General features: G+C 49.5%; 14 protein-coding genes. 6 read left to right on the top strand and 8 right to left on the bottom strand.

The window, feature by feature from the left end; genetic code table 11:
- The first annotated feature begins 23 nt into the window (after positions 1–23).
- A complete protein-coding gene (locus tag BMY16_RS04960; RefSeq protein ID WP_091840585.1) occupies positions 24–1,220 on the top strand; it encodes a ComEC/Rec2 family competence protein in 1,197 nt (398 codons plus the stop codon).
- A gap of 99 nt (positions 1,221–1,319) precedes the next feature.
- On the opposite strand, the gene BMY16_RS04955 is transcribed toward BMY16_RS04960, so the two are convergent.
- The gene (locus tag BMY16_RS04955; protein ID WP_244512901.1) at positions 1,320–2,219 is read right to left on the bottom strand and encodes an AEC family transporter; all 900 of its coding nucleotides are present in this window, start codon (positions 2,217–2,219) and stop codon (positions 1,320–1,322) included.
- Between the two features lie 48 nt (positions 2,220–2,267).
- Positions 2,268–4,991 (bottom strand): triple tyrosine motif-containing protein, encoded by a 2,724-nt coding sequence (locus BMY16_RS04950; protein ID WP_170836012.1) that lies wholly within the window; start codon positions 4,989–4,991, stop codon positions 2,268–2,270.
- A gap of 266 nt (positions 4,992–5,257) precedes the next feature.
- Between BMY16_RS04950 and BMY16_RS04945 the strand changes: the two genes are divergently transcribed.
- From BMY16_RS04945 to BMY16_RS04925, 5 genes are all read left to right on the top strand, one after another.
- Complete coding sequence (locus tag BMY16_RS04945; RefSeq protein WP_091840580.1) at positions 5,258–8,395, top strand: SusC/RagA family TonB-linked outer membrane protein; 3,138 nt, start codon at positions 5,258–5,260, stop codon at positions 8,393–8,395.
- Between the two features lie 31 nt (positions 8,396–8,426).
- On the top strand, positions 8,427–10,100 hold the full coding sequence (locus BMY16_RS04940; RefSeq protein WP_091840578.1) for a RagB/SusD family nutrient uptake outer membrane protein: 1,674 nt from the start codon (positions 8,427–8,429) through the stop codon (positions 10,098–10,100).
- Between the two features lie 33 nt (positions 10,101–10,133).
- Positions 10,134–10,733: a hypothetical protein gene (locus tag BMY16_RS04935; protein WP_139207125.1), complete on the top strand. Its 600-nt coding sequence runs from the start codon at positions 10,134–10,136 to the stop codon at positions 10,731–10,733.
- 108 nt (positions 10,734–10,841) lie between these two features.
- Positions 10,842–15,437, top strand: coding sequence for an alginate lyase family protein (locus tag BMY16_RS15965; protein ID WP_411267765.1), 4,596 nt, complete (start codon positions 10,842–10,844; stop codon positions 15,435–15,437).
- A 2-nt stretch (positions 15,438–15,439) separates the two neighbouring features.
- On the top strand, positions 15,440–17,644 hold the full coding sequence (locus BMY16_RS04925; protein ID WP_091840574.1) for a glycoside hydrolase family 2 protein: 2,205 nt from the start codon (positions 15,440–15,442) through the stop codon (positions 17,642–17,644).
- A 175-nt stretch (positions 17,645–17,819) separates the two neighbouring features.
- On the opposite strand, the gene rseP is transcribed toward BMY16_RS04925, so the two are convergent.
- The 6 genes from rseP to tsaB are packed head-to-tail and all read right to left on the bottom strand — an operon-like array spanning position 17,820 to position 23,567.
- Positions 17,820–19,250, bottom strand: a complete 1,431-nt coding sequence (rseP, locus tag BMY16_RS04920) for an RIP metalloprotease RseP (RefSeq protein WP_091840572.1) — start codon at positions 19,248–19,250, stop codon at positions 17,820–17,822.
- 24 nt (positions 19,251–19,274) lie between these two features.
- The gene (locus BMY16_RS04915; protein WP_091840570.1) at positions 19,275–20,432 is read right to left on the bottom strand and encodes a 1-deoxy-D-xylulose-5-phosphate reductoisomerase; all 1,158 of its coding nucleotides are present in this window, start codon (positions 20,430–20,432) and stop codon (positions 19,275–19,277) included.
- Complete coding sequence (rimM, locus tag BMY16_RS04910; protein ID WP_091840568.1) at positions 20,429–20,938, bottom strand: ribosome maturation factor RimM; 510 nt, start codon at positions 20,936–20,938, stop codon at positions 20,429–20,431. The genes BMY16_RS04915 and rimM overlap by 4 nt, the downstream gene beginning before the upstream one ends.
- Positions 20,938–22,254, bottom strand: a complete 1,317-nt coding sequence (gene murA / locus BMY16_RS04905; protein ID WP_091840567.1) for a UDP-N-acetylglucosamine 1-carboxyvinyltransferase — start codon at positions 22,252–22,254, stop codon at positions 20,938–20,940. The genes rimM and murA overlap by 1 nt, the downstream gene beginning before the upstream one ends.
- On the bottom strand, positions 22,255–22,851 hold the full coding sequence (locus tag BMY16_RS04900) for a DUF4290 domain-containing protein (protein WP_091841017.1): 597 nt from the start codon (positions 22,849–22,851) through the stop codon (positions 22,255–22,257).
- Positions 22,852–22,877: 26 nt separating this feature from the next.
- Positions 22,878–23,567 (bottom strand): tRNA (adenosine(37)-N6)-threonylcarbamoyltransferase complex dimerization subunit type 1 TsaB, encoded by a 690-nt coding sequence (tsaB, locus tag BMY16_RS04895; protein ID WP_091840565.1) that lies wholly within the window; start codon positions 23,565–23,567, stop codon positions 22,878–22,880.
- Between the last annotated feature and the right edge of the window lie 378 nt (positions 23,568–23,945).

Raw genomic sequence — 23,945 nt, 5'->3', positions numbered from 1 at the left:
TTGCAGTGCTAAATCTGAATGATATGAAAAGCAAGTTGTTTGAAATAGCGCCCTTATTACCTCTGGCTGTCTGCCTGATGGCTGGAATAGTTGTGGGAAGATATGTGTCGCTGCCTGTCTCGTGGTGGCTTCTGTTGTCAGGTGGCGTTGTCGTCACCCTGCTCTTATGGCGTTTTGTTCATCTGCAGACGTTGGGTATCATCCTTTGCTTTGTCTTCTTGGGGGCAGCCATGATGGAACGACAGCATCCCGCAGAGGGATATCCGCAGTCGGAAGCCTCTCAGGATTCAAGACTATCGCGGTCGAGAACCTTCTTCCTTCATCAGCGTGACAGGCTTCTTCAGCGCTTGTCAGACGGTGGCCTGGAGGGGGATGCCTATGCTGTGGTAGCGGCGATGGCGCTGGGTGATAAGTCGGCACTGACAAAAGATTTGAGGGAAACCTATTCTGTGACGGGAGCTTCACATGTGCTGGCACTCAGCGGCCTTCATTTAGGCATAATCTATATGCTGCTCTCTCTGCTTGTCTTAGGGCGACGATGGCGGATGTTTTCACAGTTGTTCCTGATTGTTTCTATATGGGGGTTTGTCTTTCTGGTAGGCATGTCCATGAGTGTGGTCCGTGCGGCCATCATGATCAGTGTCTATGCGCTGCTGTCGCTGGGCCATCGCGATAAGATGTCTGTCAATACCCTGGCGTTTACTGCCATCGTGATGCTGATGGTCCATCCGCTGTCGCTCTTTGACGTGGGATTCCAGTTGTCGTTTATGGCGGTATTCTCGATATTGGTCTGGTATCCCTTCTTCGAGGGCCTTATTCCGCAGCCGTTCTTGATGTCCCATCGTCTAGTTAAGTGGCTTTGGACTATGCTGGCGGTCTCTTGTGCCGCCCAACTGGGCACAGCCCCGCTGGTAGCTTACTATTTCGGTCGTTTCTCATCTTTGTTCCTGATAACCAATTTAGTGGTGATCCCTGCTGCCACACTGATTCTCTACCTCTCCCTTATTGTCCTGTTTGTGCCTTCCATCGCGTACCTATTATATAATATAGTAACCATCCTCAATTCTTTCCTGGAGAGGATGGCCCTTCTCCCGTGGGCCAGTATCGAGGGATGCCATCCCTCCGTCTTGCAGACAATAATGGTTTATGTCGTGATAGCGGCGCTTTATCTGTTGATAGACAGGCTCTCTTGCATCTCCCGTACGTCTCCGCAAAAGTAAAACAACTTGTTTTACTTTTATGGAGACTATTTCCAACAGTTGAAAAGACTATCTCTTAGAAGGTAAAACAAGTTGTTTTACTTTCGAGTAAATGATCCCTTAGTGGAACAGCAACGTCAGGGCGGGGATGCTGAGCATGGAGAGAAGGGTGGTGATGAACGTCACTCCGGTGATCATCGTTGTGTCCTTCTCATACTTCAGGCAGAGGATGGTGCCATAGGTGGCTACGGGCATGGCAATCACCAGCGTGTTGATATTGACTACCAATGGTGAGAAGCCTAATGCACCCATTAGGAAGTGGATACCGACGGGCAGGATTGCCAGGCGGAAGAGTGTGGTGGCATAGACGGTGCGATTGCCTAACAGTGAACGCAACGGAAGATTCGACATCGACGAGCCGATGATCAGCAAGGCGGCAGGTACGGTGATGTTGCCCAGCATAGTCAGGGGCTGACTGATGACCTCGGGTATGTTGTCGATCTCAAGTGCCACAATCGCCATCGTCAGATAGGCGGCGAGCATCGGGGTGGAGTAGAGCACCTTCTTCTGGAACCTCTCGCCTTCTACCTCGCCTTTTCCTGTAATAAGCACTGTGCCTATGGTGAAGACTGCAAAGGTATTCACGACATTCAGCACGGCAGCATAGAACACGGCCTCGTGGCCGAAGATGGAGGCGACGACGGGATAGCCCATGAAGCCGACATTGCCAAACATCAAGGCAAAGCCGATGGCACCCTCGTCGTCTTTCTTCTTCGTCAGATAACGAGGCAGCAGAAAAGCGATGCCGGCGAGCACAGCATATGTAATCACGCTGATAAGCAACAATGGCAGAATGTACTCACGGTCAGGCAATTCGCCCGTCATAGCCGACGACAGAATCAGTGCCGGACATGTCAGATTAATCACCAGCCTCGACAACTGTCTGTCAAAGTCGCCTCCCAAATATCCCAATTTGCCTGCGCCGTATCCCACGAGCACAAGGGCAAACAAAGTCATCATCACTACAAACATGCTGCAAAGGTAGTACTTTTATTCTGATTTTTCGTGTTATAGAGCTTGCAGAAAGTCTGTGAGGCTTTCTTTTTGAGATAGCGCAAGTTTCTGACGAATGCGATAGCGTGCAATCTCTACACCACGGATGGAGATGTTGAGCAGCGGCGCTATCTCCTTCGACATGAGGTTCATGCGGATGTAGGCACAAAGCATTTTCTCCTTGTGCGACAGCTGTGGATAGTGCTCGCCAAGGGTCTTCAGGAAGTTATGATGCACGCTGTCGAACGAGTTGCGGAAGGCCTCCAGGTCATCGTCGTGTTCGATGTTAGTATCAATCTGACCTATCAGTCGCACTACGCGGCGCTTAATGGCAGGCAGGTTCTCCTCGCTCAGTCCGTTGTTGATGCTCACGGCCGTCTTCTTGATTTCTTGCAGCATCTCGTTCTTACGCACCACATTCATCCGCGAACGTACCAGCTCGTCCTGCCGGGCCCGCAGTTCTATCTGTAGCTTCTCCTCCTCCAGGTTCTCAATCTGTTCGTCTTTCTCCTTGATGAGTTGCTGGCGGCTCTGCATGATGCGATGGTAGAGTGCGTAGATGGCAACCATGATACTTATTATATATAAGGTATAAGCCCACCATGAGCGATACCATGGGGGGAGGATGGTAAATTCAAAACCGGTATCGTTGCCTGTGGTGCCATCGGGGCTAATGACCTTGACGTGGAATGTGTATTGACCTTCAGGCAGGTTGGTATATTCCTTGATGTGCAAGCGGGTGTAAGGGCTCCAGTCTTGTTCGCCAGAGCCTTCGAGCCAGTAGCTGAACCTTACGGGTTGCGAGGGGTCGTAGCTGTTGGCACTGTATTCGAACCGTATGGAGTTGTTTGCCCAGCTGATGCGTGGCTGCTCGGCTTTATAGTAGAGCGTATCGGCATTGTTGCCGATGACAATACGGCGTATGTAGGGCTGGATGGTACGTGTGCTGTCTTGGGGCTGTTGGGTGTAGAGTAGGGCAAATCCGTCTTCTGTGCCTATAACGGCTTGTTGGCGGTCGGTAAAGCTCACGCTCTCGAAGTCCTCCATCAGACAGTTGTTCAGATAGCTGCGATGCCGCTTGCCGTCGCTTATATGCATGGCACCATCGGTAGCATACCAGATGTGGCCATCGGGAGCCTGGAATATATAGGTGTAGGCAGTATGTCCATCCAGCTGTTCCTCAAGAGATGTGTGGTTTACCAGTTGGTCGTGGCTGGCATCATAGCGGAAGAGACCCTGCCTGCTGGCAATCACCATCTCGCCATTCACCTTGGCGATGTAGACATTGTCGCCCTTGGGCAGCGTGGCAGAGTTGTAGCACTTCTTGCTGTCCACGCTTTGCAGATTGGGTGAGAGCACCAATCTGTAAAGCCCCTTCTCCTTGTTGGCCACCCATACCGCATTGGTGATATCCTCTATGTATAGCGTCTTGGCAGAGATGTCGGCGCCCTTCACCTCTTCGGCCATATGCCAGCCTTGCGGTGAGTGGCGCATGAGCCGCAATCCCCAATAGGAGCTGGTCAGTAGCACATCAGGGTGTCCAGCCAATGGACGGACGGCCCATACACCACGGTTGTCATAGTGAGTGATGTGCTGCCCGTTGATGCTGAGAAAGAATTGACGACCACCACAGAATAGCTGCCCTCCGATGGTGTCGAGGCAAAGCACCTGGCTGCCTGTGCCCTCTATGAACCTTATTTTGCCATCGGCCATGGTATAAAGACCTTGATTGGTGCCCAGATAGAGGCTACCCTGATAGTTCACACTGCAGTTGCCGCTGCCGATGGGCGATTGGCGACTGCTGAGAAACCGAAGTGGTGACCATAGCTGTACGCAGTCGAGACCATTGTCGAGTGCTAGCCATAGGTTTTTGTCGGAATCGAAGGTGGCAGAGAGTACGGTCTTGTTCTGTAAGCCGTTGTTGGTTGAGATGCGTTCTGCCTTATGCTGGGTCATGTCGATGAGCATTACACCATCTTGCATGGTTCCTAAGGCCAGTGTGGTTCCTGACAAGGCTGCACACGATAGTTGCATGTTGTCGATCTCGGTGGAAATGTTTAATGGCTGTAGCTTGTTGTGGCTGTAAGTGAACAGACCCTTATTACTTGTGACGATGAGCAACTGTTGCTGCCAGGGTAGTATGCCCACAATGTTCGACGTCTCGCGGATGTCAATGCCTGGCAGCGGTACGAACTTCTTGTCCACCAACACCGAAAGTCCCTTATAAGAGGTAACGTAAAGCCGGTTGTAAACCACTGCAGAGTAATGAACTCCAGGGTGGCAGTCGATCCTTGTCTTATAATCATTAATATAGAAAGCCTCATCACTCTGAAAGAATATGTCACTGCCAATGCGGTGGATATGCCAGATATTGATACGCTCATTCTGGTTGGCCCCTCCTGAGAGATTCTGGTATATCATCTTACCTTTGGCATTACGAATGTATCGGCCGAACTGTCCTAAGGCACCCACGTAAATGGTGTCGCCTATAGGCAGCACCGATCGTACCTTGGTGTTACCTGTTAAGGGGTAGGTGGTCCAGTTGGTGCCATCAAACTCCAACAGACCGTTGTTGTTGGCAAAGTACATCCAACCTTCAGGACTTTGGCCTATCTGCCAGTTCTGGTTGCCCGAGTGGTACGACAGACGAGAATAGTTAACCACAGCCCGCTGCCAAGGAGCCTGGGCTGCAACTTGTATTGCAACGACAGCAATGAGTGATAACAACCATTTCTTCATACCTATCATATTTTTCGGCAAAGATAAGCATAATTATTGAATCGTGCAATATTATATGAGAAAAAAACATGAGAAAGGATGTAGTAGTTTGCTGATTTGTAACAGACTGATTCTTAATTGGATATGTTTTTTGTGAGAAATAGGTGATGTAGTGCATGTGCCGGTTTGTAGTAATCAAGATGTGGCCGAAAGTTTGTGGCGAGAGAAGATAAGACGTAATTTTGCGCCATCAATTTTATTATTTCAAACTAAATACCTGTTTTTATATGAGAAAAAAAACATTGTCAACAAGAGGCATGCAGCTAGTACTTATTAGTTGTATGCTGTTACTCATGGGAGCAAGTGCATGGGCACAAGGAACCCAGACCATTAAAGGAACTGTACTCGAAATGAGTACGCATGAACCGATGATCGGTGTAAGTGTGGTGGAGAATGGTACATCTAACGGCACGGTGACCGATTTCGATGGCCATTTCACATTGGCAGGTGTCAAAACTGGTGCTACCATTCAGTTCTCGTTTATTGGTTACAAGAGCATCACAATGCCTGCAGCCAAGGCCCATGGTCAGATTTTGATGAGCGAAGACGACAAGACTCTGAGCGAGATTGTGGTTGTGGGCTACGGTACTCAAAAGAAAGTAAACCTCTCGGGTGCTGTGTCGGCCGTAGATGGTGAGAAACTGGCAGCCAAGCCATCGAGCAATGTCCTCGATGCTATGCAGGGAGAGCTGCCTGGTGTGGCAGTATTGCGTAGTAGTGGTGAGCCTGGTAGTGAGACCAGTGGCTTGCGTATCCGTGGTTTCTCTTCGGTCAATTCTACCTCAACCCTCGTACTGATTGACGGCGTGGAGGGCGATCTGTCGCTGCTCAATGCCGATGATATCGAAAGCATCTCGGTATTGAAAGATGCTGCTGCCTGTGCCATCTATGGTGCTAGAGCTGCTGCGGGCGTCGTGCTCGTTACCACAAAGAATGGTGGTGAGGGCAAACCAAAAATCAGCTATAGTGGCTATTACGCTACCAATCTGCCTGGCAATATGCCCGAGCGCCTGCCTGCATGGGAAGAGCAGGAGTGGATCAATATTGGCCGACAGAACCAGGGCGGTAAACCGGAATGGAATCCTGAGCAGTCGAGCTGGGTGGGCAACAGCAATTTTAACTATCGTCCAAACAATACCAACGGCCGTTGGGATCAGTTCTCGGCCACCAACTGGGTGGATGAGGGCACACGTGGACACTCTGATCAGACCAACCACAGCATCTCGGTATCAGGCGGAAGCAAAAACATCAATTACCTCATTTCGGGTAATTACTTCTTTAAGAATGGCATGCTGAAGTATGGTAAAAATGATAATACCCGTGTAAATCTGCATGCCAAGGTGAATGCAGAACTGAATAAGTATATCGCTGTTGGCGTAAACCTACAGTACCAGTCGAAGAAGAACAATGGGCCTTCTGCAGGTGCAGGAGCAATACTGAACAACCTTTATGGCTCACGGGCCAGACAGCTGTTATATAATCCTACAGAGGATGTGAACTACGATGTGAATCCCTATAACGGCGACCTGCAGTTCAATCCTATACAAGTGATGAAGGAAGGAGGATTGTCAGAAACACTCTATGAGTCCTATGTTGGCAAGGGTGACCTAACCATCAAGAACTTGGTGAAGGGACTGCGCATCAACCTGAATGCCAGTCGTCGTGCAGGTTACTATACTGGTCGTACTGAGCGTCATTATCTGGTGTGGTATGGTATGACGGGCGACAACGTGCGTCAGACTTACAATAACCCCAACCAATTGTATCGCGTCAAGAACAACGATTTCCACGATTTGTTTGAGGCTACTGCAAATTATGAGTTCGACGTGAAGCGCCATAACATCAAACTGTTGGCAGGCGCCTCATACGAGAACTACCGCAAGGACGAGTTCTCGGCCACAGCCAAGAACATGAACTCCAACGATTTCTATTCATTCAACTACTATGATGCCTCAGAGGCTACCAACACCATATTGGGTGACAATATCGCACCTTGGTCGATGATGTCATATTTCGGCCGTCTGAACTATAACTATGCAGATCGATATCTATTGGAGGCAAATATCCGTTACGACGGTTCTTCACGTCTGGCGCCAGAGAAGCGTTGGAAGGCATTCCCATCCGTATCGGCTGCTTGGCGCATCAGCCAGGAAGAGTGGTTCAAGGTCGACTGGGTGAGCAACCTGAAACTGCGTGCCTCATGGGGACAGTTGGGTAATGGTGCCATCCTGGGACTCTACGACTATATCCCCACTATTGCACAGAGTACGGTGTATATGGGCGAGAAATCGTATTATCAGAGTCAGTTGGCCTCAAAGGACAAGGCTTGGGAGACTATCGAGACAACCAACGTAGGTGTAGACCTCGGATTGTTGAACGGCCGCTTGAACGCCTCGTTCGACTATTATTGGAAGTATAACAATGATATGCTGTCGAAACTCCAGTTGCCACACACCATAGGTATCGGCATTCCTAATGTGAACGTAGGTAAGCTTAAGACCTGGGGCTGGGAACTCGAGATTAAGTGGAACGACCATATAGGCGACTTCAGCTATCAGGTGGCATTCAACATATCGGATGCTCAGAACAAACTGCTGGAGTATGATGGCGCTGACGTAATTTCTGCAGGTACAGTAGGGCTGCTTGAGGGTTATGCTATGAACACCATCTGGGGCTATAAGACCGATGGCTACTGGAGCAGTCTCGACGAATATAAGCAGTATAAGGAGGCGCATCCTGGTTACAAATCGTTCAGCGACGGTAAGGTAGGGGCTGGCGATGTGCGCTATCTGACACTGCCTGATAAGGATGGAAACATAGGTCATCAGGTAGGTGCCGGCGATGGCACTAAAGAAAACCACGGCGATCTGGTATATCTGGGCGATGCTAACGGACGTTATCTCTACGGCCTGAATCTCTCGGCTCAGTGGAAGGGATTCGATCTCTCAATGATGTTCCAGGGTGTGGGCAAACGCAAACTACTGATAGATACTGAGGCCATCGCACCCTTTGGGCGCACCTATCAGATGCCTTGGACCATCCATCGTGACTATTGGACTGAAGACAACCAGGATGCCGCTTGGCCACGTTTGTACAATTATAATGGCGACATGTTTAACTTCCAGCCTTCAGACAAGTGGGTGCAGAATGCTGCTTATGTGCGACTGAAGAATATCACGCTGGGCTATACCATCCCTGTATCGAAGAGGTACATCCAGAAGTTGCGTGTTTACATCAGTGGCAACGACGTATGGGAGAAATCAGACATCTTGAAAGTGTTCGACCCCGAGTCGGGCAATAATGTAGGCCGTAACTACTATCCATTCTTCCGCACATGGGCCTTCGGAGTGAACGTTACACTTTAATTTAGAATCAACAATTTAGAGTAAAAGAGTTATGAAAAAGAATATCATAAAAACCATATGTGCTGCAGGAGCTGTTTGTGGTATGATGCTGCTGACGAGCTGTGAATTAGACCGTCTGCCAGAGACAACACTTGCCGATAATACTTTCTGGCAGAGTGAAACCGACCTGCGTGGCGCTTGTAATAAACTGTATGTTGACTTGCCTGGTTTCGACCATGACCGTCGTGCCGACGACATTATCGGTACGGCTGCTAACGGCACTTCGAGTGGTAACTGGAGCCTGCCTTCTACTGCTGGCGACTGGACAAACCCATATAATAGAATAGGTGTATGCAATAATATTATAACCAAGGGCGCTGAGGCACCTCTGAGTGATGCCCAGAAGAACCGTTGGCTGGCTGAGGCTTACTTCTTCCGTGCTTTCCACTTCTTCGATTTGGTAAAGAAATACGGCGATGTACCTCTGATATTGAAGGCTTTTGACTCTACCAGTGACCCAGATATCAAGATGGCACGCACGCCTCGCGAAGAGGTCATCCTGCAGTGCTATAGCGACTTGAAGTTTGCTGAGGAGTGGTTGCCGGAAATTGATGCCGTGAGCTCCGATGCCGACTGGGGACGCGTGTCGAAGTCTGCTGCCCGCGCACTGATGATGCGTATAGGTCTCTACGAAGGTACATTCGTCAAGTACCATGGTCTTGCCAGCGACTCGAAGGCTCACCTCAAGGTGGCTGTGGATGCTGCTGAGCGGATTATCAAAAGTGGTAAGCATGCCCTTTACCCTGACTATCAGAAGCTGTTCTACTTTGATGGCGAGGGTCGCCAGAATAAGGAAAATGTGTTTGTAAAGGTGTACGGCCCTAATGGCGCAGGTGCCACCATCATGCATGGCAACTCGCGCCAATTGGAGAATGGTGTGAGCGTAACACGTCAGACTATCGACCAGTATTTGTATACCGATGGCCTGCCCCGTGAGAAGAGTGTGCTGGCCATGGTCCCGGAGATACATTACAACGATATCTTTGAAAACCGAGATCCACGTCTGGCCATGACCATCTATCATAAGGACGAAGAGGCCTACAAGGGTGGCTACACCCCATTCAGCAATCAGCATGGCAATGGCTATGGTATCAAGAAGGGCTTTATGCTCGACGAGTGGACCACCAATAGTAAGGAGACTGTTGACAAGATGATCATCCGTTATGCCGAGGTGCTGCTTTCGTATGCCGAGGCTCTCTTCGAACTCAATGGTAGCATCACCGACCAGCAGCTGGATATGACGGTGAATGCCATTCGTGCCCGCAGTGGTTTCCAGGCTAAGTTGACCAATGATTTTGCCAAGCAGAACGGTCTTAGCATCCTTGACGAGATCCGTCGTGAGCGTCTGGTAGAGTTTATCGACGAGGGCTTGCGTTACAATGATATTATCCGCTGGAAGATTGCTGAGAAGGTGTTGCCTGTCACCATGCTCGGCCTGAAGTATAATGAAGACGATACCAGTGCTCAGCGTGAGGATCTGCAGAGTCGACTGACCACTGAGGGTGGTATGTACAAGGGGCAGAAAGTGTGTGATCAGGCAGATATCTATGTGATTGAAGAGGCTGGCACACGTTCGTTCAATCCTGCAAGAGACTACTATTACCCCATCCCAACCTATGAGATTGCTACATCCGAGGGAAGTGTGGTACAGAATCCTGGCTGGTAAACAATGATTATAAACTAAAAAAGGACTTTATTTATGAAAAAGATATTATATCCAATCGCTTGTGCTCTGTGCACAATGATTCTTGGCATTTCGCTCTCAAGCTGTAGTGACGATGCCTGGGGAAATGACAACTCGGAGACAGAGAATGTATTCTACTTTGGATTCGAAGACTGGGGCCGCCTGAACAATGGTGTTACTTATACCGTTGCTCAAGGACAGACGGTAGAGATTCCTGTTCAGTTCTGGTGCGCTGGCTCCCGTGTTTTCGATGCTGAGGCTTTCTATTATGCAGACACCCAACTGACTTTGGGCACAGACTTCCAGATAGTCGATGGTAACGGCAATCAGCTTCAGCCCAATGCTAAAGGTGCTTTCGGTATGACGTGGCAGCTTACTGGACCTGATGCTACCAATAACCATCGTGTGCAGCACATCTACCTGAAGGCACTTAACGGTGCTAAGGGCGATGTTACCGTTACTACTTTTGATCCGAAGGATGTAGACGCCGATGGTAAGGTGAGAATCTCGAATGGCTCGGCTGATGGTGTCATCTATACGCCAAACAACATTAACAGCCAGTATGAGGTACATTGCTTTACGCAGAATTATAAGGTGAAAGTAACGATCCAGTAAATTAAAGATGATATGAGGAATTATAGGTTAGTTGTATTCATACAGTTGGTTTTGTTAGTCGTAAAGGCAAGTGCGCAGTCTATTTGGGACTGCGCCCACCTTGCCCAAGTGAAATCCTGCCTGGAACAGCCTGCCTATGCTACGGCATATCACCAACTGACAGATGAGGCCGACAGACTAATGATGGTACAGCCTGTATCAGTGATGATGAAGGCTAAAGCTCCGGTTAGTGGCAGCAAGCATGACTATATGAGTCTGTCGCGCTACTATTGGCCGGATCCGAACGAACCGGACGGACTGCCTTACATCGCCCGTGATGGCGAGTCGAACCCTGAACTCGAGAATTACGACCGTCCCAAACTGGCCGAGATGGCAGGACGCGTAACCACTCTTTCGCTGGCATGGTACTATAGCAACGATGAGCGCTATGCCCAGAAAGCTGTGGAGCAGCTGCGTGTGTGGTTTATGGATAAGGCCACTCGCATGAATCCTAACCTAGACTATGCCCAGATCATCCCGGGAAAGTTTGACGGCAAGGGGCGCTGCTATGGTGTGATTGATGGCTATTCGTTTGTAGAGATGCTTGACGCGGTGCTGTTGCTAGAACGTTCTAAGTCGTTTACCGCCAACGACTCAAAAGCCATGAAGCAGTGGTTCTCTCAGTTCCTTAATTGGATACTTACAAGCAAACAGGGCATAGAAGAAGGACTGCAGTTGAATAATCATTCGACGGCCCATGACGTTCAGGTGATAGCCTACGCCAAATATGTAGGTAACCAAAAGGTGCTCAGAGAATATCTGGGCGAGTTCTTTACGAGGCGAATGGTGCCACAGATAGAACCTGATGGCAGGCAGCCCCGTGAGCTGCGTCGCACATTAGCTTTCGGCTATTCGCAGTATAACCTGAGTCATATCATCGATGTGTTCCAGATAGCACGTGCAGCGTCGTTCAACATGCAGCCGGAAGCACTTCCGCTGTTGGAGAAAGCGGCCGACTTCCTGGCGAAGTATCTAGGGAAGAAGGTTCAGGAGTGGCCTTATCAGCAGATTAGCGAGTGGGACAATAAGCAGAACCAGTTTGCCAAGGATCTCTATCGCCTGTATCTGTTGGATTCGAAGCGTCATGAGTATCTGAGGCTGGCGCAGCAGCATATTGTGAAGCGCTTTGCTGATCGTTTTTTTCTGCTGTATTACAAACCAAACAGCATTGACAATGCCTTTGCTGCTGCTGATACTCAACTGCGCTGCCTCTTGAAGAATACAGAGAAAGCCCGATGGGACTCTAAGGACAAAAGCAGAATAATGCCACGATGTGTGGAGAAGGATGGCTCATTGCGACTGGTTGGCATGCGCGACTGGTGCTCGGGCTTCTTTCCTGGTTCGCTGTGGCAGATGTATGAGTACTCGCATGATGCTTTCTGGCGTGATAAAGCGGCAGAAAACACCTGGATGATTGAGGACGTTAAGTATCATGACGGTACGCACGATCTGGGATTCATGATGTATAACTCGTTTGGTCAGGCCTATCGGCTGACAGGCGAACAGGCTTATCGTGATGTCGTCATCCAGTCGGCTAAGACACTCGCCACACGCTTCAACGAGAAGGTTGGCTGTATCCGCAGCTGGAGCTGGGGCACGCCTGACCGCTGGAAGTTTGCGGTGATCATCGACAATATGATAAACCTGGAATTGCTGTTTGAGGCATCGAGACTTACTAACGATAAACGTTATTACGATATGGCGGTGAGCCATGCTAACACGACCCTGAATAATCATTTCCGTGAGGATGGCTCGTCATACCACGTGGTAGACTACAATCCCGAGGATGGTAAGGTCATCAAGCGCATCACCCATCAAGGCCTTTTTGATGAGTCGGTGTGGAGTCGTGGGCAGGCTTGGGGCTTATATGGCTTCACCATGTGCTACCGTTATACCCATGATGAGGCTTATCTGCGCCAGGCTCAGAAGATTGCGCGTTTCTTCTTCTCTCAGCAGGACATGCCGGCGGACCTGATTCCTTATTGGGATATGCGCGACCCTGCTATACCCAATGCGCCTCGCGATGCATCGGCTGCGGCTGTCTTTGCGTCAGGACTCTATGAGTTGGCAACCTATTCGGATGCAGAACAAGCTAAGGAGTATCGGCGTGTCGCTGATAAAATCATCTCGTCTTTGGTGTCAAAATATAGTTCTGAACCTGGTACTATGCAAGGCTTCCTGCTACTCCATTCAACAGGCAACTATCCTGCTAAAGATGAGATTGATGTGCCTATCAACTATGCTGATTATTATTTCTTGGAGGCTTTGCACCGTTCACGTTCTGCGGTAGCGGGAGCATCGGTGAAGACCCTTAACGATGGTTGGACATTCGAGGGAACACCCGTTAACCTGCCACATACCTGGAATGTCGATGCCTATACGGTGAAGGACTACCAAAAGGGCTCTTTTACTTATGAACGGCAGTTGATGTGGGAGAGAAGCACCCTTGAGACGTGGCTGAAGATAGATGCTGCTTTCAAACATGCTGAAGTGCTGGTTAACGGACATCCCGTTGGTCAGCACATCGGCGGTTATACGGCCTTTGCCTTTAACCTCACACCCTATCTGCACGATGGTAGTAATACGCTTCAGGTCAAAGTGTCTAATCAGGATGATGCCATCGCACCCATCTCGGCCGACTTCACCTTTATGGGCGGTATCTACCGCGATGTGTGGCTGATAGAAAAGGCGCCAAAGCATTTTGAGGTGGTGGATGGCGTGAACGTGACTGCTGATACTTGCAACGTGACGGTTGACTGTAGGGTGGCTGAGCCTATGGACTGTGAGGTGGTATGTGTGTTATTGGATGCCGAAAGCCATGTTCTATCGCAAAGCCGTAGCAAGGCGGATGATAGCACCAAAGTGATTCTGCCACTCCCCGAGAACCCACAGTTATGGTCGCCAGAATCACCTTATTTATATAAAGTAGTAGTTAACTTGCAGAGTAAGGATGGCCGAGTGGTCTACGATCGTCAGGAACGAGTCGTAGGCGTCCGCTGGTATGCCTTTGATGCTGAGCAGGGTTTCTTGTTGAATGGTAATCCATATAAACTGCATGGTGTGTGTATCCACCAGGATCAGAAGCCATTCGGCATAGCGCTCGATGATGATCAGCATCGTCGTGACTTCCGACTGATGAAGGAGATGGGCGTGAACTTTGTGCGCCTGGCACATTATCCACAGGACGACGCCCTACTGGAAATGTGCGATCGCGAAGGTATGCTGGTATGGGAAGAGATACCTGTTGTGGATATGGTGCCCGAGGGCGAAGCCTTTGCCAAAAACTGCGAGAGTCAGTTGCGTGAGTTGATTCGTCAGCATAAGCATCATACGTCTGTGATTCTCTGGGGGTATATGAATGAAATCCTGTTGCAGACACAGCGCCGTTATCAAGGTGCACAACTCGATTCTGCCATTCAGCGTACGCTCCAGTTGGCTGGTAGTTTGGAAGAGATCGTTCATGAAGAAGATCCGACGCGTGTGAGTGTGATGGCCTTTCATGGTAGCAACGATTATAATAAGTTGGGTTTGAGTGATGTCCCTCAGGTGGTGGGCTGGAACCTCTATCAGGGTTGGTATGGCTCTGATATGACCGACTTTGAGCGCTTCCTGGAGAGACAACATCGTGACCAACCTGGTCACCCAGTCATCGTAAGTGAGTATGGAGCTGGCAGTGACCTCCGACTGCACAATCCTAAAAACGCCGTTGCATTCGATTTCTCGATGGACTATCAGCAGCGTTACGCAGAGCATTATCTGCCAGTGATAGAACAAACACCCTATGTTTGTGGGGCGGCTTATTGGAATTTCATTGATTTTGCCTCGGCCAACCGTGATGAGTCGATGCCTCGAATCAACAACAAAGGCTTAGTCGCTAACAACCGAAGGCCTAAGGATGTTTACTATTATTACCAGGCCTCATGGGTGAAGAAACCTGTGGTCCACATTGCCGTGCGCGATTGGTTGGAGCGTACTTCGCTTGAGCGCATGATGGCTGTGAAAGTATATTCGAATCAGTCGGCTGTCGAACTGATACATAACGGTCGCTCGTTAGGCATAAAGAAGGTAGAAAACAGTATGGCTGTGTTCGATGTGGATTTTGCCGATGGTATAAACACGTTACGTGCCATTGCTGGCGGTATCGGGGATATGGCTAACGTAAAATATGCGCAGCCCTTAGGTGAAATTGCTGTGAATATTGGTAGTAACTGTCATTTCCAGTCAGATGCCTCAGGCGTTACTTGGCTGCCCGATCAGCCTTATGGCGAGACTGGTTGGGGCTTTATTGGTGGCAAAGCCATACAGACACAGACGGAAATCAAACTTACTGCAGACGGACCACTCTATCAGACCATGCGTGAGGGCATGGAGGCCTATCGCTTCGATGTTCCCGCAGGGCAATACGAACTGGAACTGCTTTGGACTGATACATGCACCCCCCAAACGGAGAGTGCCTATCTCCTGGACCGGAAAAGTGAGGGTGCTGCAAGCGCAGGTGCTTTTACCGTATCTGCGAATGGTCAACTGATGGATGCCAATCTGGCGTCGCCGCAGCCCTTCGCTGCTTTCCGTCGCAGATATCTGATTGATAATACTGATAATCATATGACCGTTTCGTTCAGTCCTAAGGGCTGTCTGTCGGCTATCAAAATTAGAAAACTATAGTGATGCAAACCTTTTTTTCTCGATTCATACTAACGGCCTGTGTGCTGGCTTCTTCTGCCAGCGCGCAGGTCAAACTTCGTGTTGATACAGGCTGGCTGTTTGCCCGTCAGGATGCAGCCAATGAGTGGCAGCATGTGACTTTGCCCCATTGTTATAATGCCCTTGACGGCGTGAATCCTGATGCGAAATACTATCAGGGCACAGGCTGGTATCGCACCTCGTTACGGATTGAGAATCCTTATCCCGAGGGTCACACTCTGCTGGAGTTTGAAGGAGCCGGGCAGAAAACCGAGGTGTATGTGGATACCACGCTTGTCGGCACGCATGTCGGTGGCTATGACCGATGGACAGTTGACATCACCCGTTTCGGAAACGGACCGATACCGGTAGTCGTGAGATGCGACAACAGTCGTGATGTACAGATGATACCTTCTAATCTCTCGGATTTCTGTCTCTATGGTGGATTATATCGCCACGTCAATCTGCTGTATATGCCTAAGGATTATATAGAAGATGTATGTATTGATGTGTGGGGAAACCGGATTACCGTCGATCAGCAGTATCCGCTCCAAGTAGAAATCATCGCACCTGATGGAAAGCGGGTATATAGAGGGGATAACCGAAAGCCGATAACGATAAAACATCCTATGCTTTGGGATGTGGATGCCCCGCAATGTTACACGGCACGTATCCGTTATGGTGAGCAACGGATAGAGAAACGGTTTGGGTTACGTACGTTTGAGTTCAAGGAGCATGGCCCATTTTATCTTAATGGCCGACGGTTGTTACTTAATGGTACTCATCGGCATGAAGACCATGCCGGGGTAGGGGCGGCGATGACCGATGAGCAGATTCGTCGCGAGATGCAACAAATCAAGGACATGGGTGCCAATTTCATCCGTCTGGGGCATTATCAGCAGAATGATCTGGTGCTGCAGCTGTGCGACTCATTGGGCTTGTTGGTGTGGGAAGAGATTCCCTGGTGCCGTGGCGGCGTGGGTGGCGAGCGCTATCAGGCACAAGCTCATCGTATGCTCCGTAATATGATTAATCAGCACCGCCATCATCCATCGGTCATCCTGTGGGGACTGGGTAATGAGAACGACTGGCCCGGCGACTTCGGAAACAAGGTGGATACCCTTGGTATCAGAACACTGATGACCTCGCTGAATACCTTGGCACACCAGCTCGATCCTCACCGCATGACTACCATCCGCCGCTGTGATTTCTGCGCAGATATAGTCGATGTCTATTCGCCATCCATCTGGGCTGGCTGGTATGCCCGCAAGTCTACCGACTATCGTGAGATGGAGCAGGCAGCCATTAAGCGCTTCCCACGTTTCTTGCATGCCGAGTGGGGAGGTGACAGCCATGCCTGCCGCCATGCAGAGGGCGGTTTTGATATAGAGGCCGGCGATAGGAATGGCGACTGGTCGGAGAGTTATATCGTGCGATTATTTGATTGGCATCTGAAGGAACAGGCACAGATGGATAACCTGACGGGTTCGGCCTTCTGGACATTTAAGGATTTCTGTACGCCTTTGCGCCCTAATAACCCTATTCCCTATGTCAACCAGAAAGGTGTTTGCCAGCGCGATGGAACACCTAAGGAGAGCTATTATGTGTTCCAGAGTTATTGGACCGATAAGCCCATGCTTCATATCTACGGTCACACCTGGCCCATCCGCTGGGGCAACGAGGGTGAACAGAAAGAAGTGCTTGTTTATTCGAATGAACCCGAGGTAGAGCTGTTTGTGAATGGTGTCTCGTATGGTAAGAAACAGCGTTGTCTGACTGACTATCCGGCACAAGGCTTCCATTGGCAGGTGCCGTTTGTTGCTGGAGAAAACCATATTCGTGCGGTATCACCTCATCTTACCGATGAGATAACCTGTGAATATCAAACAGAAAAGTGGGGTGCTCCCGCACAGATCAAATTGAGTTATCGGAATGGTTTGGTGACTGCTTTGATTTGCGATCAAGCAGGTACCCCTTGCCTGGATTCCAAAGACTGGATTGAATTCTCACTCATTGGTGATGGCTTTATGCATCAAGACGAAGGCTCAAACACGGGTTCGAGTCGTATACAGGCTGCCAATGGCAGAGCTTCCATTCGTATTGATCTTACGGGCAAGGTAATAGTTCTTGCAAGGCTATCTTTAATGCCTTCAATAGTAAAACAACTTGTTTTACCTTCTAAGAGATAGTCTTTTCCGCTGTTGGAGATAGTCTTTTACAAAGTAAAACAACTTGTTTTACTTTGAGTGAGGGCATTAAAAAAAGAGTGATAGATGTCTTTTTTCTATCACTCTTGTATCTTGTTGATATTAAATGCGCTACAGCAAAAATGATGCTTTTGCGTATTTTTCGCTCTTTAAAAACTTACATGTAACCTAACCAGCGCAGTATATCGTTGAGGTTCGCGAATACCATCAGGAGTATCAGCAGTCCGAAGCCAACGTATTCAGCTCGGATCATGAATGTCTCTGAAGGTTTGCGACGTGTAATCATCTCATAGAACAAGAACAGTACGTGACCACCGTCAAGGGCGGGGATAGGCAGGATGTTCATGAAGGCTAGGATGATGGAGAGGAAGGCTGTCATCTTCCAGAACAGATACCAATCCCACATGGGTGGGAAAAGGCTGCCGATAGCACCGAAACCACCAAGAGACTTGGCACCGTCAGCCGTAAACACGTATTTCATGTCTCCTACATAACCGGCCAGTACGTTCCATCCGTACTCGATGCCAGCTGGAATGCTTTCCAAGAAACCATATTCACGTGTATAGGGCTCGTAGAGGCCAGCAAGGCTCTTAACAAAGAACCCCAGTTTTAACTCTGGTGTCAGGGTAACGGTTGCAGTGTCACGAACAGTAGCTGGTACCGCCGTCTTATCGTCGGTATTGCTCATGGCAAGTCCCTCGCGCTCGATGACGATGGTAGCCGTACGTACTTTCAGACTATCGGCCTGGGTCTTGGCTGCGGTCATCATGTCTTCCAGGATTCCCAGCTGATCAGTGAATTCATTATAGCTGTCGATGGGCTTACCGTTGATGGCAACGATCTTGTCGCCTTTCTGCAGGCCCATGGAGGCGGCAGGGGAGTCGGCCATCACGCTGTCGACCTCAGCAGGAATCAGCGGACGGACGAAAGAGGGCTCTGCTTTGAGCATACCCAACAGGTTGATGTCACCGGGAAGGCTCAGGGCCATCTCCTTGCCATCGCGAATCAGGTCTACACGCTTGGCTTCGCTGATATCACGATAGAGATCGGCTGAGAAATCCTTGAAGGCTCCCTTTTCTGTACCTATCAGGATATCGCCATCCTTGAAGCCTAAGGCTTTGGCCTCGGCATTGAACTTCATACCCATCGTCATGTCCTTTACAGGGATGTAGGTGTCACCCCAATAGAAGAGTATCATCGAGTAAATGAAGAGAGCGAGGAGGAAGTTTACCAGCACACCGCCAATCATGATGAGCAGGCGCTGCCAGGCTGGCTTGGAACGGAATTCCCATGGTTGTTCGGGTTGCTTCATCTGTTCGGTGTCAAAACTCTCGTCAATCATACCGGCTATCTTACAATAGCCGCCAAGGGGGAGCCAACCGATACCATACTGTGTATCACTATTCTTAGGCTTCCATTTAAATAGTGAACCATCCCATTTCCAAATGCCGGGGTCGAAGAAGAGATAGAACTTCTCGACGCGCACTCCGAAGAGCTTGGCAAAGAAGAAGTGGCCACCCTCATGGAGCAGCACTAAGAGTCCTATTGCCAGCATAAACTGCAATAGACGAATCAGAAATATATCCATAATCTTTTTACCTTAATCTAATTGTTATTTGTTCATCAGTTCTGTGGCGATACGGCGCGCCTCTGCGTCCGTCGCAATATAGGTGTCATATGAAGGGTTCTTGTCGAAGGTGGCGCGTTGCATGGTCTCAGCGATAATGTCGCCCATCTGCAGGAACCCACATTTGTCTTCGAGGAAGCCGCGGTTGACAATCTCGTTAGCGGCGTTCACGATACATGGCATGTTGCCGCCTTTGTCGATGGCCTCAAAAGCAAGAGCCAGACAACGGAATTTCTTCAGGTCAGGCTCAAAAAACTCCAGATGCTGTGCCTTGAAGAGATCCAGACGCTCACCGCTCAGATGCAGACGCTGGGGGAAAGAGAAGGCATACTGGATGGGCAGACGCATGTCGGGTACGCCGAGTTGGGCCTTGACACTGCCATCCTGGAATTGAACGGCACTATGTACTATCGATTGCGGGTGGATAAGCACCTGAATCTGCTTGGCATCAACACCGAAGAGCCATTTGGCCTCAATCACCTCGAAACCTTTATTCATCATTGAGGCGGAGTCAATGGTTATCTTGGCACCCATGTCCCATGTCGGATGACGCAGGGCGTCAGCTTTGGTTACGTGAGCAATCTCCTCCATCGATTTCAGACGGAATGGACCGCCAGAGGCAGTAAGCAAGATTTTATCGATGGGATTCTGGTCTTCGCCGACCAGACTCTGGAAGATGGCAGAGTGCTCGCTATCGACGGGAAGGATGGGGGTGTGGTATTGCTGGGCCAGTTGCAGAATCAACTCTCCAGCCACAACCAGCGTCTCTTTGTTGGCCAGGCAAATGGTCTTGCCAGCCTTGATGGCATGGATGGTGGGGTTCAGTCCTGAGAATCCTACCATAGCCGTCAGTACCATGTTAATGGGGCCAGCCTCCACAATTTCGTCGAGAGCTTTGGCACCGGCATATACCTTTACGTCTGGCATGTCGCTCATGAGCGATTTCAACTCGTCATAGCGCTGCTCATTGGCAATGACAATGGCTGCAGGCTTGAACTTGTGTGCCTGTTCTGCCAATAGCTGTACTTTGTTGTTGGCGGTCAGACAATATACTTCATACAGGTCTGAATGTTCCTCAATAACCTCGAGGGCCTGTGTTCCGATAGACCCGGTAGAACCGAGTATGGCTATTTGCTTCTTCATAATTCCAAGATGCCTTCCGGCAATTCAATTTCTATTTGTTGTTTCTTTGTATCTACGTTGGTGATTAGCTCCTCTGAGGCAGGAATCAGTTTGCCGTTTTCCAGTTCAAAGAGGATATTAATGGTCGTGTCATCAATGGAAGCGATCTTGCCGACAACTTCCCCTGTTTGCGCTTGTACGAGTTCAAAGCCTACAAGGGCAGCCCATGAAAGACCGTCATTGTCTCCGTCGGCTAACTCGCGTGGGAAATATACATCACAGCCCGTTAGTTCTCTGGCCTGTTCCTGTGTATCCATCCCTTCAAACTTCATCAGGGCGTTGCTGTCGGTCTTAAAACGGTATTCCTCAATGAAGAATGGCACGAGAATGCCGTCAATGTCAAGAATCAGGTAGTCGGCATCAGTACGGTCAAACACGTCATCATCGAAGAGAAAGCTGATCTCTCCCTTGATGCCGTGCACTTTGCCCAGCTTACCGATTTTATATACCTCTTCTCTCTTAATCATTATTCACTTCTGGTTATTTTCGCTCCCAAGGCATTCAGACGGGCCTCGATATGCTCATAGCCACGGTCTATCTGCTCAATGTTCTCAATACGGCTTGTTCCATTTGCGCTCATGGCTGCAATCAGCAAGGCGATACCTGCACGGATGTCAGGGCTCGACATGCGACCGCCACGGAGGGTAATCTTACGGTCATGGCCTACAACGACGGCACGGTGAGGATCGCAGAGAATAATCTGGGCTCCCATGTCAATGAGCTTGTCGACAAAGAACAGACGACTCTCGAACATCTTCTGATGGAACAATACTGAGCCGCGAGCCTGTGTGGCAACAACGATGAGTACAGAGAGTAAGTCTGGCGTCAGGCCGGGCCAAGGGGCATCAGCCAGTGTCATGATGGTACCGTCAATAAAGGAAGGCACTTCATAGTGCTTTTGACGAGGAATCACCAGGTCATCATCTTCAACCTTAATCTTCACACCCAAACGACGGAAAGCGTCAGGGATGATGCCGAGGTCTTTCACGGAGACATTCTTGATGCGGATGCCGTCGCCACACATGGCTGCCATACCGATGAATGAACCAACCTCAATCATGTCTGGCAGAATCTTGTGCTCTGCACCATGCAGACGTGTTACACCCACAATCGTCAGCAGGTTGGAACCAATACCGCTGATGTTAGCACCCATCTGGTTCAGCATGTGACAGAGTTGCTGGATATAGGGTTCGCAGGCGGCATTGTATATGGTAGTCGTCCCTTTGGCGAAGACTGCTGCCATAATGATATTGGCAGTACCTGTCACAGATGCCTCGTCAAGCAGCATATAGGCCCCTTTCAGATGTTTGGCTGCAATCTCATAGACATCGCGCCCTGGCACATGGTTGAACTTGGCCCCTAATTTCTCAAAGCCGAGGAAGTGGGTGTCAAGCCTGCGGCGTCCTATCTTGTCACCGCCAGGCTTGGTAATGACGGCCTTGCCCATCCTTGCAAGCAATGGCCCAATCATCATTACACTACCTCGAAGCTCTGCACATTTGTGCACAAACTCATTACTCTCGAGATAGTTGAGGTTCAGGCTGTCAGCCTGGAAGGTGAATGTGCCTGAGGATCTGGGCTCCTCTGCCTTTACCTTCACACCAATGTCTCGCAACAGCTGAATCAAGTTGTTCACGTCGCGGATGTCGGGAATGTTGTGGATGGTGACCTCGTCATCTGTCAGCAAAGAGGCACAAATCACCTGCAGGGCTTCGTTCTTAGCTCCCTGCGGTGTGATAGAACCTTGCAGCAGATGTCCGCCTTCGATGATGAATGATGCCATTTATTTCTTTTTCTTCTTGTTCTTTCCTTCGTCGGTACTTGTTAGCTTCTCAAACCTGAAGTTGTTCAGGTCCAGCTGAATAATGCCATCAGTGAAGTGTGCCAGATCATTGGCTACGCGCTCATCATCCATCGATCCATGGCCCCATGTGGCGAGGTCTCGTTTCATCTGGTTGGCCGTATAGAAGGTCAGCGCGTCGCGCTCTTCTCCTGCCGGCATGGTCTTCAGCTTCTCAAACAACTCTTCCACAAGCCTACCGTAATGGCGCAACTTGACGCGCTCTTTGGGCAACTTCATGGGTTGAGGCTTCGAGAGGATCTTGTCGGCACCAGAGATGTCATAGGGCCAGTCAATATCCAACTCTCGATGACTCATCAGGTAGAGGTGGTCCCAGAGCGTCTGCTCGTAGTTGGTATTGTCCTTCAACAGTGGATTCCTCGTCTCCATCTGCCTGATGATGGCCTGGGCGCATTTCAGTCTTTCTTCCTTTGTTGGTAACTCACAGGCGTAAGCAATCATCTTTTGAATCTCACGGCCATACTCAGGCATGATAAGCTTCTCGCGTTGCGTGTTGTAGTCTAATCCTTTGATATCCATATCGCGTTTGTTATTTCTTTTTTCCATTAAAGCAGTTTTTTCGGCATCTTGGCCACGAAATCTTTCAGATAGTAAGGCACGAAATAGGCCACGTCTTCCGTCTGCCCGCCCAGCAACCGCTTTTCTGCCAAAGGCTGCATCCACTTGGCCAAGGGCTCAATTCCTTCTATCAGGTGGGCATTCGGATGACTGATGGCCCCCATACACTTTTTGGCACCGTTGCCGAAGAAGTAAACGGGGCGCTGGTCGAGATACTCCTTATAAGTTTCGCTATCCACAATGTCTGCGCCAATCTCCCTGACGGGTTTTAATGCGCGGTCGTAGATGCCTGCATAAACTTCCATTCTCCTTGCATCGAGCATCGGACAAAGCAGGGCGTCCTCCTCCACCATCTCACGGAGCAAGATGGGTACGCACAGCAGTTCCAGCGTCGGAACGGCAATCAATTTCAGATTCCTGCCGTAGCAGATACCTTTTGCCATCGACACACCGATACGCAACCCTGTATAAGAGCCGGGACCGCAACTCACGGCAACAGCATCAAAAGGGATGGCATGGTTATCAGTAAACGATAGGGCTTCATCCACCATCGTACCAAGTCGCTCTGCATGGTTCGGGCCGCTGTGGTCATCCTGCTCAAAGATAACATGCGAATCCTCCGATACGGCAACGGAGCAAACGTCAGTACTGGTTTCTATATGTAATATCGTCGACATCTTCTTTTGTTCTTTATATTAATAAGGTGCAAAGGTACGCATTTTTCCGTCAACAACCATCGTTTTATCAGAAATTAACGCTTTGCCTGGAGTTAGCCGTAGTAAAGTCGGGGTTTAGTCGTAGTAAAACCGTTGCTTAGTCGTAATGTGGCTCTTCCTTATAATATATAATAAGGTGTATGGGTGTCTTCCATTTGATATATGTCAAGAGGTGTAAAAATACCCCTTAAACAAATGAAAATTTTCCCCGAAAAGTTTTGGCGGTTCGGAAAAAGTTCGTACCTTTGCACCCGCTAAACGAGAAGACAAGCTCGCAAGGCAGAAAAGAAAGAGTTCTTTGAAAGATTTACATAGACAGAAGTAGTACAAGAAGCGAGT

Source organism: Prevotella sp. ne3005 (genome assembly GCF_900110085.1).
Lineage (GTDB): Bacteria > Bacteroidota > Bacteroidia > Bacteroidales > Bacteroidaceae > Prevotella.
This window is presented reverse-complemented; position numbering and strand designations above follow the sequence as displayed.